Origin of the sequence: Catenulispora sp. EB89, from assembly GCF_041261445.1 — a bacterium.
GTDB lineage: Bacteria > Actinomycetota > Actinomycetes > Streptomycetales > Catenulisporaceae > Catenulispora.
Genome location: NZ_JBGCCU010000015.1, coordinates 1 through 15,255, shown reverse-complemented (window position 1 = coordinate 15,255; position 15,255 = coordinate 1). Strand labels below are relative to the sequence as shown.

11 protein-coding genes are annotated in these 15,255 nt (G+C 70.4%); 10 read left to right on the top strand and 1 reads right to left on the bottom strand.

From position 1 onward, the window contains the following. Positions 1-188: 188 nt before the first annotated feature. The 9 genes from ABH920_RS28460 (at position 189) to ABH920_RS28420 (ending at position 11,172) form a co-directional block, all read left to right on the top strand. On the top strand, positions 189-1,166 hold the full coding sequence (locus ABH920_RS28460) for an ATP-binding cassette domain-containing protein (protein ID WP_370352233.1): 978 nt from the start codon (positions 189-191) through the stop codon (positions 1,164-1,166). Further along, positions 1,163-2,491, top strand: coding sequence for a sugar ABC transporter permease (locus ABH920_RS28455; protein ID WP_370352232.1), 1,329 nt, complete (start codon positions 1,163-1,165; stop codon positions 2,489-2,491). Before ABH920_RS28460 ends, ABH920_RS28455 begins: the two co-directional genes overlap by 4 nt. Positions 2,492-2,579: 88 nt before the next feature. Continuing rightward, positions 2,580-3,839, top strand: a complete 1,260-nt coding sequence (locus ABH920_RS28450) for an ROK family protein (protein ID WP_370352231.1) — start codon at positions 2,580-2,582, stop codon at positions 3,837-3,839. Positions 3,840-3,929: 90 nt separating this feature from the next. Next, on the top strand, positions 3,930-5,045 hold the full coding sequence (locus ABH920_RS28445; protein WP_370352230.1) for an alanine--glyoxylate aminotransferase family protein: 1,116 nt from the start codon (positions 3,930-3,932) through the stop codon (positions 5,043-5,045). Between the two features lie 73 nt (positions 5,046-5,118). Then, positions 5,119-6,036: a LysR family transcriptional regulator gene (locus ABH920_RS28440; RefSeq protein WP_370352229.1), complete on the top strand. Its 918-nt coding sequence runs from the start codon at positions 5,119-5,121 to the stop codon at positions 6,034-6,036. Positions 6,037-6,097: 61 nt separating this feature from the next. Further along, complete coding sequence (locus ABH920_RS28435; protein WP_370352228.1) at positions 6,098-6,457, top strand: S26 family signal peptidase; 360 nt, start codon at positions 6,098-6,100, stop codon at positions 6,455-6,457. Between the two features lie 94 nt (positions 6,458-6,551). Continuing rightward, positions 6,552-8,663, top strand: a complete 2,112-nt coding sequence (locus tag ABH920_RS28430; RefSeq protein ID WP_370352227.1) for a serine/threonine-protein kinase — start codon at positions 6,552-6,554, stop codon at positions 8,661-8,663. Positions 8,664-8,711: 48 nt separating this feature from the next. Continuing rightward, entirely contained in the window at positions 8,712-10,208 is a 1,497-nt protein-coding gene (locus ABH920_RS28425) for an alkaline phosphatase family protein (RefSeq protein ID WP_370352226.1), read from the top strand. 205 nt (positions 10,209-10,413) lie between these two features. After that, positions 10,414-11,172, top strand: coding sequence for an LLM class F420-dependent oxidoreductase (locus ABH920_RS28420; RefSeq protein ID WP_370352225.1), 759 nt, complete (start codon positions 10,414-10,416; stop codon positions 11,170-11,172). Between the two features lie 98 nt (positions 11,173-11,270). Here ABH920_RS28420 and ABH920_RS28415 read toward each other — a convergent pair whose 3' ends face one another. Further along, positions 11,271-13,955, bottom strand: coding sequence for a GH92 family glycosyl hydrolase (locus ABH920_RS28415; RefSeq protein ID WP_370352224.1), 2,685 nt, complete (start codon positions 13,953-13,955; stop codon positions 11,271-11,273). Between the two features lie 147 nt (positions 13,956-14,102). Here ABH920_RS28415 and ABH920_RS28410 point away from each other — a divergent pair, with 147 nt between their 5' ends. Further along, positions 14,103-15,125: a LacI family DNA-binding transcriptional regulator gene (locus tag ABH920_RS28410; RefSeq protein ID WP_370352223.1), complete on the top strand. Its 1,023-nt coding sequence runs from the start codon at positions 14,103-14,105 to the stop codon at positions 15,123-15,125. Positions 15,126-15,255: the final 130 nt, after the last annotated feature.

Genomic DNA, 15,255 nt, shown 5'->3' with positions numbered 1-15,255 from the left:
CCACTTTCCGATGCCGCCGCCGCTGGTCTGCGAGTGCTCCGCGCGGGAGCGTCCAATCCCCCTGCGAAGCCCACGGAGCGACCCGCGGCCGAGAAGTCGAAGGGTCGCTCAAGGCAAGACCGTTCGGGCTCGACCGCTCTGGCTCGACCGTTCGATTGCTGGGCGTCATGAGTTGAGAGAGGTGTGAGGTGACGGAAACAACCACGTCCACGACACCCCGGACGGCAGGATCGGGCGAGCCGATCCTTCAGTTGCGGGCAGTCAACAAGTCCTTCGGACCGGTGCACGTCCTGCAGGACGTCGAGTTCGAGGCGCACGCCGGCGAGGTCACCGCCCTGGTCGGTGACAACGGCGCCGGCAAGTCCACGCTGGTGAAGTGCATCGGTGGCACCTACGCCATCGACAGCGGCGAGTACCTGTTCGAGGGCCAGCCGGTCAAGGTGCACGACCCCCGCGACGCCGCCGCGCTCGGCATCGAGATCGTGTACCAGGACCTCGCGCTGTGCGAGAACCTGGACATCGTCGGGAACATGTTCCTGGGCCGCGAGCGTGTCTCGGCCTGGAAGACCCTGGACGAGAACACCATGGAGCGCCTGGCCGGCGAGACGCTGGCCGGCCTGTCGGTGCGCACCGTGAAGTCGTTGCGCCAGCAGGTCTCCAGCCTGTCCGGCGGCCAGCGGCAGACCGTGGCCATCGCCAAGTCGGTGCTCTGGAACTCCAAGGTCGTCATCCTCGACGAGCCGACCGCCGCCCTGGGTGTGGCCCAGACCGAGCAGGTCCTGGAGCTCGTCCGGCGCCTGGCCGACCGCGGCCACGCGGTCATCCTGATCTCGCACAACATGCGCGACGTGCTCGAGGTCTCCGACCGGATCGCCGCGCTGTACCTGGGCCGGATGGCCGCGCAGGTCAAGCGCTCGGACGTGACCCAGACCCAGATCGTCGAGCTGATCACCGCCGGCCGCTCCGGGGACCTGGGCCTGCAGCCCGGCACCAACGGCGGCGGCAACGGCAACGGCAACGGCAACGGGCACAACGCCCCGGCCGTCGGAGGCACCAGCCTCACCGCCGCCGGCGGGACCGGCATCACCGACGCGCTCGAAGCGGCCGACGCGAACACCGCAGCCGACGCGAACACCGATTCCGACGGGAAGGGGGCGGCCTCATGAGCAGCCAGCCTGTCACCGAGAACTCCACCGCCGCGGCCACCGGCACCGCCGCCGACGCGGCCCCCGCGGCCGGCGCGGCCGGCACCCTGCTGGCCTACGGCCGCAACCGCATCGACCGGGCCCGCGGCGGCGAGCTGGGCTCCATGCCCGCCGTGGCCGGCCTGGTCGTCCTGGTCATCTTCTTCGCGATCGTGCAGAACGGCTTCCTGTCGCTGTACAACATCGCCAACCTGGTCACCCAGGCCGCACCGATCATCGTGCTGGCCATGGGCCTGGTCTTCGTCCTGCTGCTGGGCGAGATCGACCTGAGCGCGGGCACCGCCTCCGGCGTGTGCGCGGCGCTGATGGCGGTCATGATCGTGCGGCACAACGTCGCCTGGTACTGGTCCGTGCTGGCCGCGATCATCGTCGGCGCGGTCCTGGGCTTCGCCATCGGCTGGCTGCGCGCCAAGGCCCGCATCCCCTCGTTCGTCGTCACCCTGGCCGCGTTCCTGTCCTTCCAGGGCATCGTGCTGATGCAGGTCGGCAAGGCCGGCTCCATCTCGCTGCCGGACCAGGCCGCCAAGCCGATCATCACGCTCGAGGGCTACAACAACAACCTGATGCCGCTGTGGCTGGGCTGGGTCATGCTGGCCGTGGTGGCCGGCGGCTACGCCCTGGTGAAGCTGCGCATCGCGGTCAGCAAGCGCGCGGCCGGCCTGGAAGCCGAGCCGGCCCTGGTGACGTTCTTCAAGACCGTCCTGATGCTGATCCTCGGCGCGATCTTCGTCTACCTGCTCGGCGAGAACCGCGCGATCCAGCAGAACGCGTTCTTCAACAACCTGAAGATCGAGGGCATCCCCTGGGTGGTGCTGCTGCTGATCGTCCTCACCGTCGGCCTGACCTTCCTGCTCGGCCGCACCCGCTACGGCCGGCACATCTACGCCGTCGGCGGCAACGACGAGGCCTCGCGCCGGGCCGGTATCCGGGTCGACCGGATCCGCATCTCGGTGTTCGTCCTGTGCTCCACGCTGGCCGCGGTGGCCGGCGTCGTGCAGGCCTCCCAGCTGGAGTCGGTGGCCTCGAACTTCGGCGCCGGCAACACCCTGCTGCTGGCCGTCGGCGCGGCCGTCATCGGCGGCACCAGCCTGTTCGGCGGCCGCGGCCGCATCATGGACGCGGTCTGGGGCGGCCTGGTCGTGGCGGTCATCCAGAACGGCATGGGCGACCTGATCAAGGGGGCGAACAGCCAGGCCTGGCAGTGGATCGTGACCGGCCTGGTGCTGCTCCTCGCGGCCGGCTTCGACGCGGCCTCCCGCCGGGTCGGACGGGGCGACGCGCACTGACCGGGTGATTCGGCCGGTCTCGGCCATAATGTCCGAGACCGGCCGATACCGGCCGACACGCGGGGAAACGCGCAGCGAGGAGAGAACCATGAGGGCCCGCAAGGGGTTCACCTACGGTGTGACCCAGGAGGAGCTGCGCCGGCACAACCTGTCCACTCTCCTGCGCTACGTCCACGAACACGGACCCACCTCGCGGGCGGTCCTGACCGCGAGCATGAACCTCAACCGCTCCACGATCGGCGCGCTCACCGCGGACCTGTCCTCGGCCGGCCTGGTCGAGGAGGAACTCCCCGGACAGCACCTCGGTGCCGGACGCCCCTCCCTGGTGGTCGTCCCGCGCGCCGCGCACGTCTACGCGCTCGCCTACATGATCGGCGTCGACTTCGTCGTCGCGGCCCGCGTCGGACTCGGCGGCCAGGTCCTGGACCGCCGCGAGCTCTACCGCCCGCGCGGCGACTACGACCTCGAAGACGTCATGGGGCACCTCGAACGCTTCACCGGCGAACTGCTCTCCGCCGAGGACATCCCGCCCGGCGCGCTGTGCGCCGGAGTCGGCGCCGCCGTCCCGGCCGCCGTCCGCTCCGCCGACGGCATGCTGCGCTTCGTGCCCAACATGAACTGGGACGACTGGGGCGACGCCCCCCTCGGCGACATCCTGCACCGCCGCCTGGTGGAGACCTTCGGCATCGGCGCCCCCGTCGCCGTCGGCAACGACGCCGACCTCGGCGCCCTGGCCGAACGCACCCGCGGCGCCGCCGTCGGCTGCGACGACGTGGTGTACCTGGTCGGCGAGGTCGGCGTCGGCGCCGGCGTGATCGCCGGCGGCGAAGCCATGTCCGGCCACGACGGCTACGCCGGCGAAGTCGGCCACATGGTCGTCAACCCCTCCGGCCGGCTGTGCCGCTGCGGCGCGCGCGGCTGCTGGGAGACCGAGATCGGCGAACCGGCGATCCTGGCCGCCGCCGGCCACGCCGACGGCCGCCGCGCGACCGTCGCCGAACTCGTCGCCGAGGCGACCGCCGGGGACGAGAAGGCCGTCCGCGCGCTGGAGCACATCGGCAGCTGGATCGCGTTGGGCGTGGCGAACATCGTCACGGTGTTCAACCCCAGCATGGTGATCTTCGGCGGCCTGTTCGACGACGTGTTCCCGGCGGTCCAGGGGCAGATCCGCACGAACCTGCTCTCCGGGAGCCTGGGCGTGGTGCGCGAAGGCGTGCGCCTGGTGACGCCGGGACTCGGAGCGGACTCCACGCTGATCGGCGCCGCGGAGAAGGCGTTCGAGCCGCTGCTGGCCGACCCGCTGGGGTTCCTGCAGCAGACGGCGCGGAACAACGCTGTGGCGGGCTGACTTTCCGGGCGCCCCACACGCTTTCAGCTATGACCGCCATGCCCGAACAGCCATTCCGCGCCCCATGATCGCCCGCCTAGCCTGGGGGCCATGACAGCGCATCCCGCCGCCTCCCTCGTCCTGCTCAACCCCGGTCCGGCGTGCACCTCCGAGCGCGTCCGCGACGCCCTCGGCCGCGGCGACTGGTGCCACCGCGAGCCGGAGTTCTCCGAGCTGCTCGGCTCCATCCGCGCCGGGCTCACCCGAGTGCTGAACATCGCCGACACCCACGAGGCGATCGTCGTCACCGGCTCCGGCACCTCCGCGATGGAGATGGCCGTGATCAGCGCGGTACGGGCCGGCCGCTCGATCCTGGTGGTGCGCAACGGCGTCTACGGCGACCGGCTCGCCCGGATCGCCGAGGTCAACGGGATCACCGCGCACTCGGTCACGGGGGAGTGGACCCAGCCGGCCGACCCCGAGGCCGTGCGGGCCGCGCTCGCCGCGCACCCCGACGTCGACGCCGTCGCGGTCGTCCAGCACGAGACCACCACCGGCATGATCAACCCGGTCGGCGCCATCGGCCGCATCGCCCGCGAGGCCGGGGTGCTGATGGTCGTCGACGCGATCAGCGCCACCGCGATCGAGGACGAGGGCCACGAAGACCTCAACGCCGACATCATCTGCGGCACCGCCAACAAAGGCCTGCACGGCCTGCCCGGCATCTCCTTCATCCTGTGCTCCCACAAAGGGATCGAACGCCTCCAGGAAGTACCGGTCCGCTCCCTCTACCTCAACGCCGACACCTACCTCACCGGCCAACGCAAGGGCGACGTCCCCTTCACCCCGGCCGTGCAGGTGTGCTTCGCCCTCGACGAGGCCATCAAGGAGTTGGAGGAACGCGGCGGCGTCGCGGCACGGGTCGCGCAATACCAGGCGCGCGCCGCGCTCGTCCGCGCCGGATTCGAACGGCTCGGCCTGGAGATCCTGATCCCCGCCGAGCACCGCTCCAACTCGATCTCGATGGTCTACCTGCCGGAGGGCATCACCTACCCCGAACTCCACGACGCGCTCAAGGACGAGGGCTTCGTCATCTACGCCGGCCAAGGCGACCTGGCGAAGACCTTCTTCCGGGTGTCCACGATGGGAGAGCTCCCGCTGCCGACGCTGGAGCGTTTCCTGACCGCGCTGGAAACGTCCATCTCCAAGATCCGCGCCGGTCGCTGAACGGAGGCCCGTTGTTAACCCGGGGGAATAGGCTGACGGACACGGGGCAGGAGGCGTGGGAAGTGGACCTACCGTGACGCAGCTGAACTTGCACCGCTTGTCGATCTTCATGACCGTGGTCGAGACCGGCGGCTTCTCCGCGGCCGCGCAAAAGCTCTACATGAGCCAGCCCTCGGTCTCCAACCACGTCCGCAACCTCGAACAGTCCCTGCAGACCACCCTCATCGACCGCTCCGGACCCCGCATCCGCCCCACCGCCGAGGGCGAGGTCCTGGTCGAGTACGCACGCCGGGTGTTCCTGCTCGCCGAGGAGGCGGTCGCGGCCATCCGCGAGGTCTCCGGCGTCCAGACCGGCCGCCTGGAAGTCGGCGGCACCACCACCGTCGGCACCTACCTGCTGCCGCGCCTGCTCGCCCGCTTCCGCGACCGGCACAACAACATCGAGTGCGACATCGTCGTCGGCAACAACGGCCAGATCGTCAAACGCCTCCTGGACGGCGAACTCGGCCTGGCCATCGTCGCCGGCCAACCCGGCGCGCCCCAACTGAAGACCGAGACGGTCCTGGACGAACGGCTGCTCCTGGTCGCCGCCCCCGGCCACCACCTCACCCGGACCCCCGGCACCCTCACCCCGCCCGACCTGGCCGCCGAACGCTTCCTGCTGCGCGAACCCGGCTCCCAAACCCGCGACCTGCAGGAAGCGGCCCTCATCGGCTGGGACCTCGACGACATGGCCAAGGCCGACATGTGGGGCCCGGAGACCATCAAACAGTCGGTCGCCGCCGGCCTGGGCATATCCCTGATCTCCGAGCACGCCATAGACGCCGAAGTCCGCGACGGCCGCCTGGTCGTCCTCGACGTCGACCCGCCACTGCGCTCCCGCCCCGTCGTCGTCGCCTACCGCCGCGACCGGCTGCTGTCACCGGCCGAACGCGCCTTCCTCGGGCTGGTGCGGGGGCTGCGGACGTGGCCCGCGGAATCGGCGGGGTGAGAGGGGGAGCGCCGCAAGGGAGCGCCGCAAACCCCGTGGCGCGCCGGCGACGAACCCTGACATGCTCACCGCCATGGGAATGCTGGACGCCTTCGCGGCGCGCGTCGCCGCGGGCACCGAAGTGCGCTTCCGCCCGACCGGCTCGTCCATGATCCCCCTGATCCGCAGCCGCCAGCAGGTGACCGTCGCGCCGGTGGACCCCGCGTCGCTCGAAGTCGGCGACATCGTGCTGGCGCGCGTCGCCGGCACCACCTACCTGCACCTGGTCTCGGCCGTCGACCACGCGAACTCCCGCGTCCAGATCAGCAACAACCGCGGCCGCCTCAACGGCTGGACCGGTCACGCGCGCGTGTCCGGCATCTGCACCGAGGTCGAGGGCGTGGCGCGCCCCGGCGCTGCCGGCAAGGTTCGCAAAAGCTAAGCGCACCTGCTCCGCGACAGACGATGACCACGATCATGCCCATCATCGGTATGGTAACCATCTGATCGTCAGTCGCAGAACGGGATGGGGGCCGATGACGATGCAGACTCTTGGTGCCGGGGACCCGCACCGGATCGGGCCGTACGTCCTGACCGGCCGGCTGGGAGCCGGCGGCATGGGCAGTGTCTACCTGGGCTGGGACCCGGCCGGTCAGCCGGCGGCCGTGAAGGTGGTCCGCAACGACTTCCTGCAGGACCCCGACTTCCGGGCCCGCTTCCGCCGCGAGATCTCCTCGGCGCGGCGGGTCAGCGGGCCGTGGATCTCCCGGGTCCTGGACGCCGATCCGGATGCCGAGTCGCCGTGGCTGGCCACCGAGTACGTGGCCGGACCCACCCTGGACGCCGCGGTCACGCGCTTCGGTCCGCTGCCCACCGAGACCGTCGCGGTGCTCGCGCAGTGCCTGGGCCAGGCGCTGGCGGCCGTGCACGCGGCCGGCGTGGTGCACCGGGACATCAAGCCGAACAACATCCTGCTGGCCGCCGACGGTCCGCGCATCATCGACTTCGGCATCGCCCGCGCGACCGACGACACCAAGCTCACCGCCACCCACGCCGGCGTGCTCGGCGTGGCCGGCTTCATCGCGCCGGAGCGCATCGAGCGCCAGGCGATGCTGCCGGCCGGCGACGTCTTCGCCGGCGGCGTGGTGCTGGCCTTCGCGGCCACCGGCAAGCTGGCCTTCGGCGGCGGCGAGCCGGTCACCGTCGCCTACCGAGTCGTGCACGGCACGCCGGACCTGGCCGACCTGCCCGAGGAACTGCGGCCGCTGGTCGCGCAGTGCCTGGCCAAGGACCCCGAGCAGCGCCCCGACGCCACGCGCATGGCCGCCGAGGCCGAGCGGCTGCGCGGCGCCAGCGACTGGCCCGGCGTGCCGGTGACCACCACCGACTTCTCCAGCGGCGGCATCACCGGCGACACGCTGGAGCTGGCCACGACCTGGCTGCCCAAGCCGCTGGCCATGCACACCGTGCGCGACTACGACCTGACCGCGGCGCACGCGGCCGCCGAGACCGCGCGCCTGGACCTGCGGCAGGACCCGCGTCCGCCGGGTTCCGGCGGGATGGCCGGCGCCGGCGGCGTCGCCGGGTTCGGCGCCGACTTCGGCCCCGGCCACGAGGCGGGAGGCTTGACCGGCAGCGCGGTGAACGCCGCGGGGTTCGGTGACATGTCCGGGCGCGCGCGGTCCGGCGGTTCGAACGGCGGCCCGTACGGCCTCGGTGGTCCGAACGGTCCGAACGGTCCGAACGGTCCCGGCGGTGCGAACGGCCTCGGCGGCCCGAACGGCCCGTACGGTCCCCAAGGCCCGCACGGCACCGGCTCGCAACGCCCCGGCGACACCGAGCAGATGCCGCCGAGCCGCAAGCGGCCGGTCGCCCTCGTCGTCGCCGCCTCAGTGGTGGCGGTCGGGCTGGTCGCCGGGGGAGTGGCGATGGCGTTCGGCGGCGGCAAGTCGGACACCACCGCGTCGCAGGGCAGCGCTTCGACTCAGGCCGCCGCCCAGAGCTCGGCGGCAAAGGACGGCGGCGACCTGTCCGGCGGCAACTCCAAGCCGGGTGACTCCCTGCCGACCTCCAACGGCATCCCGCCGTCCGGCAGCAGCACCTCCTCGGCGGCTGCACCGACCGGCCAGGCCCAGAACTCCTCGACCGGCGGCCAGGTCCAGCCCTCTTCGGCCGGGCATTCCTCGGCCGCCGGCGCGCCGAGCGCCCCGGCCTCGCATACCACCACCCAGCAGGCCCCGCCGCCGTCCACCTCGAAGGCGCCCGCCCCGCCGCCCTCGACGTCGCAGGCCCCTGCGCCGGCGCCGGTCCCGTGCGGCGGCACCGCATCGACCCCGCAGGGCACCGGCATCAACTGCCCCTTCGACACGGCGGGCAACGGCTACAGCGGCGGCTCCCCGGTCCTGGACAGCGGCGGCGGCAACGTCGGCTACCTGCCGCAGGGCACGAACTGGGTGATCTGCCAGGCCCAGGGCCGTAGCGTGAGCGAGAGCAACGGGCAGTACTTCAACAACTGGTGGGCCTGGACCGAGGCCAACAACCAGCACTGGGGCTGGGTCAACGCCGTCGACGGCCACGGCGGCGCCAACAACGGCGCGTTCGGCAACGTCCCGATGTGCAACGGCTCGAAGGGCGCGCCACCGCAATAGGGCGCGGGCTAGACGGAATCCTTACGTCGTGTGAGTACGGTCATCACCATGAGTGATCGGAGATCTCGGACGACGCGCTGGGGCGCGGTGCTGGCAGCGGGACTGCTCGCCGGCGCCTGCACCACCGGTTCCGCAAAGCCTCATGGCAGCGCGAGCTCGACCTCGACCTCGTCGTCATCGTCGTCGGGCTCGGGCGCGCCGTCGGCCCCGTCCTCGGGCACGCTGCTGCCCGCCGGCGTGACCGCGCTGCCCGCAGGCCCGGGGCCCGGCGCGCCGGTCGGCGCCGACAAGATCCAGCACATCGTCGTGATCATGCAGGAGAACAGGAGCTTCGACTCCTACTTCGGCACGTACCCCGGCGCCGCCGGCATCCCCGCCGGAGCCTGCGTCCCCGATGCCGCAACCGGCAAGTGCGACCCGCCGTTCCACGACGGCAACCTCGTCAACAAAGGCGGCCCGCACAGCCAGAACAACGCCGCCGCCGACATCGACGGCGGCAAGATGGACGGCTTCGTCGGCCAGGTCGCGACCGGCGCCGCGGCGCAGAATACACCGTGCACGAACCCTGACAACCCCAACTGCGTCCCGGTCGGCGAGCCGGACGTCATGGGCTGGCACGACGCCCGCGAGATCCCCAACTACTGGTCCTACGCGCAGCATTTCACCTTGCAGGACCACATGTTCGAGCCGAACGCCTCCTGGTCGCTGCCGGCGCACCTGTTCCTGGTCTCGGAGTGGTCGGCGCACTGCACCAAGGCCAACGATCCGAGCAGCTGTACCAACGCTCTGCAGAACCCGGGCATGAAGAACTATGCCTGGACCGATCTGACGTATCTGATGTACCGCGCGGGAATCAGCTGGGGTTACTACCTCGTGAGCGGCAGCGAACCGGACTGCGAGGACGACGCCGCGACGTGCGCGCCGGTGAAGCAGGACGTGAAGACGCCCGGCATCTGGAACCCGCTCCCGGAGTTCTCGACCGTGAAGGACGACGGCCAGGTCGGCAACATCCAGTCCGTCGACAACTTCGTCACCGCCGCCACCAAGGGCACACTGCCCCAGGTCTCCTGGGTCGTGCCGTCCCAGCAGGTCAGCGAACACCCGCCGGCCTCGATCGCCGACGGCCAGGCCTACGTTACCAACCTGGTGAACGCGGTCATGAAGGGCCCGGACTGGAGCTCCACGGCGATCTTCCTGTCCTGGGACGACTGGGGCGGCTTCTACGACCACGTGGCGCCGCCGTCCGTGGACGGCAACGGCTATGGGCTGCGCGTCCCCGGCATCGTCATCAATCCCTACGCCAAGCAGGGGACGATCGACCACCAGACGCTCAGCTTCGACGCCTACGACAAGCTGATCGAGGACCGTTTCCTGAAGGGCCAGCGCCTGGACCCGGCCACCGACGGCCGCCCCGACCCGCGTCCGGACGTGCGCGAGGACGCCTCGCAGCTCGGCGACCTGTGGAAGGACTTCGACTTCAACCAGCAGCCGGCCGCTTCGCTGGTGCTCTCCGAGCATCCGCCGCCGGGACCGGCGAGCCGGTAGCAGGTAGCCGATAGCCGGCAAACGATAGTCGGCAAACAGCAACCGCCGGCAGGCCGCGGCGCGCCGTTCCGGACGGTGTGCCGTCCGATCGGCGAGCCGAAAAGGCCACTCAGCCGTTCCTGTGGTGGAGTGATCGGGGAAACCCCGTACCGGAACCCCCGAACACCCCTACCACCCACACCACCGACAGTGAGGACCGCCGATCATGGCGCGATTCAAAGTGGGCGTCCAGCTGCGCCCCCAGCACACCGACATCACCGCCCTGCGCGAGGCGTGGCAGCGTGCGGACGAGCTCGGCGTCGACTCGATCTTCACCTGGGACCACTTCTACCCGCTCAACGGCGACCCGGAGGGCACCCACTTCGAGGGGTCCAGCCTGCTCGCCGCGATGGCCGTGACCACCACGCGGGCCCGGTTCGGGATGCTCGTGTACTGCAACAGCTACCGCAACCCCGAGCTGCTGGCGGACATGGCCCGGACCGTCGACCTGCTCTCCGGCGGCCGGTACGTGCTGGGCGTCGGCGCCGGCTGGTTCGAGCGGGACTACACCGAGTACGGCTACGAGTTCGGCACCGCGCCGGAGCGCCTGCGGGCCCTGGGCGAGGCGCTGCCGCGGATCAAGGAGCGGCTGGGCAAGCTCAAGCCGGCCGACCCGGACCTGCCGATCCTGATCGGCGGCGGCGGGGAGAAGGTGACGCTGCGGCTGGTCGCGCAGTACGCCGACCTGTGGAACACCTTCGGGCCGGTGGAGAACTTCCGGCACAAGAACCAGGTGCTGAACGAGTGGTGCGCGAAGCTCGGCCGCGACCCCAAGGCCGTGGAGCGCACCGTGATGATCGGCGACGACGAGATCGACAACTACCAGGCGTACCTGGACGCCGGCGCCGACCACATCATCCTCGGCGGGAACCACCCGTTCGAGTTGGACAACGTGCGGCGGCTGCTGGCGCACGCGCAGGACTGAGGACTCCCTGGGGGGAGACGTCAGGGGCCTGGTTCGGTGTGAACCAGGCCCCTGATCGTGTTCAGCTCATCGCGGTGTGAGCCGGCGGCGGCGTACCGCTACGGCAGCTTCCACTTCTGAGCGTTGGTAGCGTTGCAGGTGTAGATCTGCAACTGCGTGCCGTCGGTGGTGCTGCTGTTCGGGTCGTCCAGGCACTTGCCGGACTGCGGGTTCAGCAGCGAGCCGTTGGACGTCTGCTGCCACACCTGCGACCCGGTGCCGTTGCACGTGTACAGCTGCACCAGCGTGCCGTTGGCGGTACCGCCGTTGGTGACGTCCACGCAACCGCCCATGACGCCCAGGCTGCCGTTGGAGTTGACGGTGAACTGCTGCGCGACCGAGCCGTTGCAGGTCCACAGCTGGATCTTGGTGCCGTTGGCGGTGTTGCGGTTGTTGTCGTCCGCGCACTTGCCGGCGATGCCGGAGGTGATCGGGCCGGTGTTCGAGGTGGCGCTCTGGTCGTACGCAGGCGGCGCGTCAGTGGCCGCGGTGCCCCAGGACGAGGCCGCGGAGCCGAGGGTGAAGTCCAGCGTCACGCCGGCCTTCCACGTCGAGGCCGGGAGCCAGGTGTGGGTGCTCGCCGCGCCGTTCACGTTGAGCGACTGCACGTAGTAGTTGCTCGCCGAGGCGGCCGGGGCGTTGATGGTGATGTTCGAGCCGGAGTCCAGGTGGACGATCGCCTGCGTGAACAGCGGGCTGTTGAACGCCAGGTCCGCGCTGCCCGGGGTCACCGGGTACATGCCCAGGGCGCCCCACACGTACTGCGAGGACATGGTGCCCAGGTCGTCGTTGTTCGGGAAGCCGGCGGGAGTGTCCTGGTACAGCTGGTTCAGGACCCGGTTCACCACCGACTGGGTGTGCGAGGGCTCGCCGGTCCAGTCGTAGAACCAGGGCGTGCCCAGGTCCACCTCGTTGGACAGGAACGACTGGTCGGAGCTGGTGCTGTTGAACGTCTGGAAGTAGTAGTCCAGCGCCGAGTTGATCGCGCTGTTGCCGCCGTAGAGCGCGGCCAGCGCCGGCTGGTCGAAGCCGACGTCGAAGCGGTTCTGCGCGGCCGTGGACTCGGTGAACCCGGTCGTGGTGCCGGTGTTGATGCTGTCGAAGCTGCCGTTGCTCTGCACCGGGTTCAGCAGGTCGTTGGCCGGGTTGAAGATGTGCTTCCAGTTGTTGGCCCGGATGTTGAACTTGACGCTGTTCGCGGTGTCGCCCTGGGACAGCGCGAACTTCGACAGGGCGAAGTCGGCGTTGTCGTACTCGATCAGGCTGGAGGCCGTGTCGCGGACGTTGCAGCAGCCCAGCGAGCCGGTGTAGAGGTCGGAGGGCAGGTAGCCATAGGTGTTCTCCAGGCTGGTGCCGCGGCGCACGTTGTTGTTCGTCGTGGCCTCGGTGAGCATGTCCGACAGCGCGGTCGAGGTGTCGAAGCCGGTACCGCCGAACGCGTAGTAGTTCGAGATCGCGGCGGTGGCCGGGTCGCCGTCCATGACCCAGTTGTAGAAGTTCATGAAGCCCCACTGCGGGAACGTCCCGCCCTGGGCGTAGTCGTTGACCAGGGACTGCGCCGCGTCCGAGGCGATCGAGGGATCGACCATCGCCTCCAGCTGGGTCTGGCCCTTGTAGACGTCCCAGCCGGAGAACTGGTCGTACTGCTGGTGCCCGGACGGCGCGGTGTGCACGGCGTTGTCGAAGCCCATGTACTGGCCGTTGACGTCGGTCACCGTGTTGGGGTGCAGCAGCGCGTGGTAGAGCGAGGTGTAGAACAGCTGCTGCTGCGTGGAGGTGCCGCCGGCTATCTGGATCTTGTTCAGCTGGGCGTTCCACGCGTTGTGGTTCGCGGTCTGCACCGAGCTGAAGGAGAACCCTGAGTTCTCCGCGGACAGGTTCGCGGAAGCGTTTGCGGCGCTCACATAGGAGATGCCGACCTTGGCCTGGACGACCTGGTTGGAGCTGGCGTTGAACTGCAGGAACACCGAGTTGGGGCCGGGCTGGCCGGACTCGGTGACGATCTGCGAGGCCGAGGTGAAGGGCTGGTCGAAGACCATGTCGAAGTGCAGCGTGTAGCTGCCGGTCTCACCGCAGAAGCCGCCGGAGGTCGCGGTGCCGGTGACCTCGTTGTTGCCGACGAGCTGCGCGCTGGAGGCGGTGGTGCCGTTCTGGCTGTCCAGCAGCTTGAGCAGGACGTCGGCCTGGCTGGTGGACGGGAACGTGAAGCGGGCCATGCCGGTGTGCGCGGTGGTCGTCAGCTCGGTCTTCACCGGGGTCGAGCCGGTCTTCACGGTGTAGTAGCCGGCGGTGCCCTGCTCGCTGCTGTGGTCGATCGGCTCGTCGATGACACCGGGGTCGCCGGAGGGCAGCGCCCCGGTCAGCGGCAGCACCGGGATGTCGCCCATGGCGCCGCAGCCGGGACCGGCCATGTGCGTCAGCGAGAAGCCGCGGGTCTGGCCGTCGCTGTAGTCATACCCTCCCCCGGCGTTGCGGCCGCTCACCGAGTCCGGACTCCACTGGACCATGCCGAACGGCGAGTCCGCGCCCGGGAAGTCGTTGCCGCCGCCGGAGGTCATCACCAGGGTGTTGACCGTCGAGGCCGGATCGGCGACGAAGGCGGCGTGCACGGCGGCTTTGGTGCTGGCGTTCGCGGCGCCCGCGGAGAGTCCGGCGGTGCCCAGCGCGGCGGCGGCCACCAGGGCCCCGGCCGGTATCAGGGAGCTGAGGCGCGATCTGCGCCCTGTGTGGTTCGAACCGGTCACGATGTCTCTTCTCTCGATGACGACTGACTCAGTATCTTGTGAACGTTCACAGGCATCGGGGATTGTCTGGCCCCTGAGAAGAGTTGTCAATGGGACGCACTACTGAATCACGGATGGTAACGTTAACCAGCCGAACAAGGAGGTCGGATGGCAGCGCGGCCCACGATGAAGGACGTGGCGCGGGCGGCGGGGGTGTCGCTGATGACGGTCTCGCGGGTGGTGGCCGGCGAGGCCGGCGTGGCCCCGCAGACCGCGGCCCGGGTCGAGGAGGCGATCAGGGCTCTGGGATACCAGCGTAACGACATCGCCCGGAACCTGCGCCGCAAGGCCCAGGACTCCCGCACGATCGGCCTGGTGGTCGACGACCTGGCGAACCCCTTCTTCTCCGCCCTGGCCCGCTCCGTCGAGGACGAAGCGTACCGCCGAGGCTTCCTGGTCCTGGTCGGCAGCACCAACGACGACCCCCGCCGCGAACGCGACGTGGTCTCCGCCTTCAGCGCCCGCCAGGTCGACGGCCTGGTCCTGGTCCCCACCGGCGGCAACCGCCCCTTCTTCCGGGCCCAGATGGCGCGCGGCGTGAAGGTGGTCTGCGTCGACCGCCCCGCCACCGGCCTGGACGTAGACTGCGTCGCCGTCGACAACCGCGCCGGCACCGCCACCGCCGTCCGCCACCTCCTGGACCTCGGCCACAGCCGCATCGCCTACCTGGGCGACCGCCAGGAGATCTGGACCCAACGCGAACGCTTCATCGGCTACGAACAGGCCATGCGCGCCGCCGGCCTCGCCGTGGACCCGACCCTGGTCCGCCACGGCCTGCGCGGCGTCCCGGAAGCAGCCGCCGCCATCAGCGAACTGATGACAGCACCCAGCCCCCCGACAGCCCTGTTCAGCGGCAACGACCTGGTCACCCTCGGCGCGGTCGAAGCAGGCGCCTTCCGCCGCTTCGCCCTGGTCGGCTTCGACGACTTCCTCCTCGCCGACAAGCTCGACCCACCGATCTCCGTAGTCAGCCAGGACCCGGCAGCCCTCGGCCGCACCGCCGCACAACTCCTGTTCGGCCGCATCGACGGCGACAACGCCTCCGCCCGCTCAGTAGTCCTCGCAACCCGCTTCATCGACCGCGGTTCCGGCGGCGCCCCCATCGGCCCGCCCCTCCCCGGCGGCGCGTAGCGCTTCAGGCCGCCGCCCACCGCCAGGGCGGCCTGGAGCGCTACGCGCGGCGGCGGCGGCGCCGCCGCCTGCGCCGCGCCGCCGCGCTCGTCGACGACGGCAGCTCGACCACCCGCTGGGCCAGCGCCGC

Bases quoted from the DNA above. Each gene is read 5' to 3' on its own strand.
- ABH920_RS28445 (WP_370352230.1), top strand. From the start codon at position 3,930: ATGACAGCGCATCCCGCCGCCTCCCTCGTCCTGCTCAACCCCGGTCCG.
- ABH920_RS28435 (WP_370352228.1), top strand. From the start codon at position 6,098: ATGCTCACCGCCATGGGAATGCTGGACGCCTTCGCGGCGCGCGTCGCC.
- ABH920_RS28410 (WP_370352223.1), top strand. From the start codon at position 14,103: ATGGCAGCGCGGCCCACGATGAAGGACGTGGCGCGGGCGGCGGGGGTG.
- ABH920_RS28455 (WP_370352232.1), top strand. From the start codon at position 1,163: ATGAGCAGCCAGCCTGTCACCGAGAACTCCACCGCCGCGGCCACCGGC.
- ABH920_RS28425 (WP_370352226.1), top strand. From the start codon at position 8,712: ATGAGTGATCGGAGATCTCGGACGACGCGCTGGGGCGCGGTGCTGGCA.
- ABH920_RS28430 (WP_370352227.1), top strand. From the start codon at position 6,552: ATGACGATGCAGACTCTTGGTGCCGGGGACCCGCACCGGATCGGGCCG.
- ABH920_RS28450 (WP_370352231.1), top strand. From the start codon at position 2,580: ATGAGGGCCCGCAAGGGGTTCACCTACGGTGTGACCCAGGAGGAGCTG.
- ABH920_RS28420 (WP_370352225.1), top strand. From the start codon at position 10,414: ATGGCGCGATTCAAAGTGGGCGTCCAGCTGCGCCCCCAGCACACCGAC.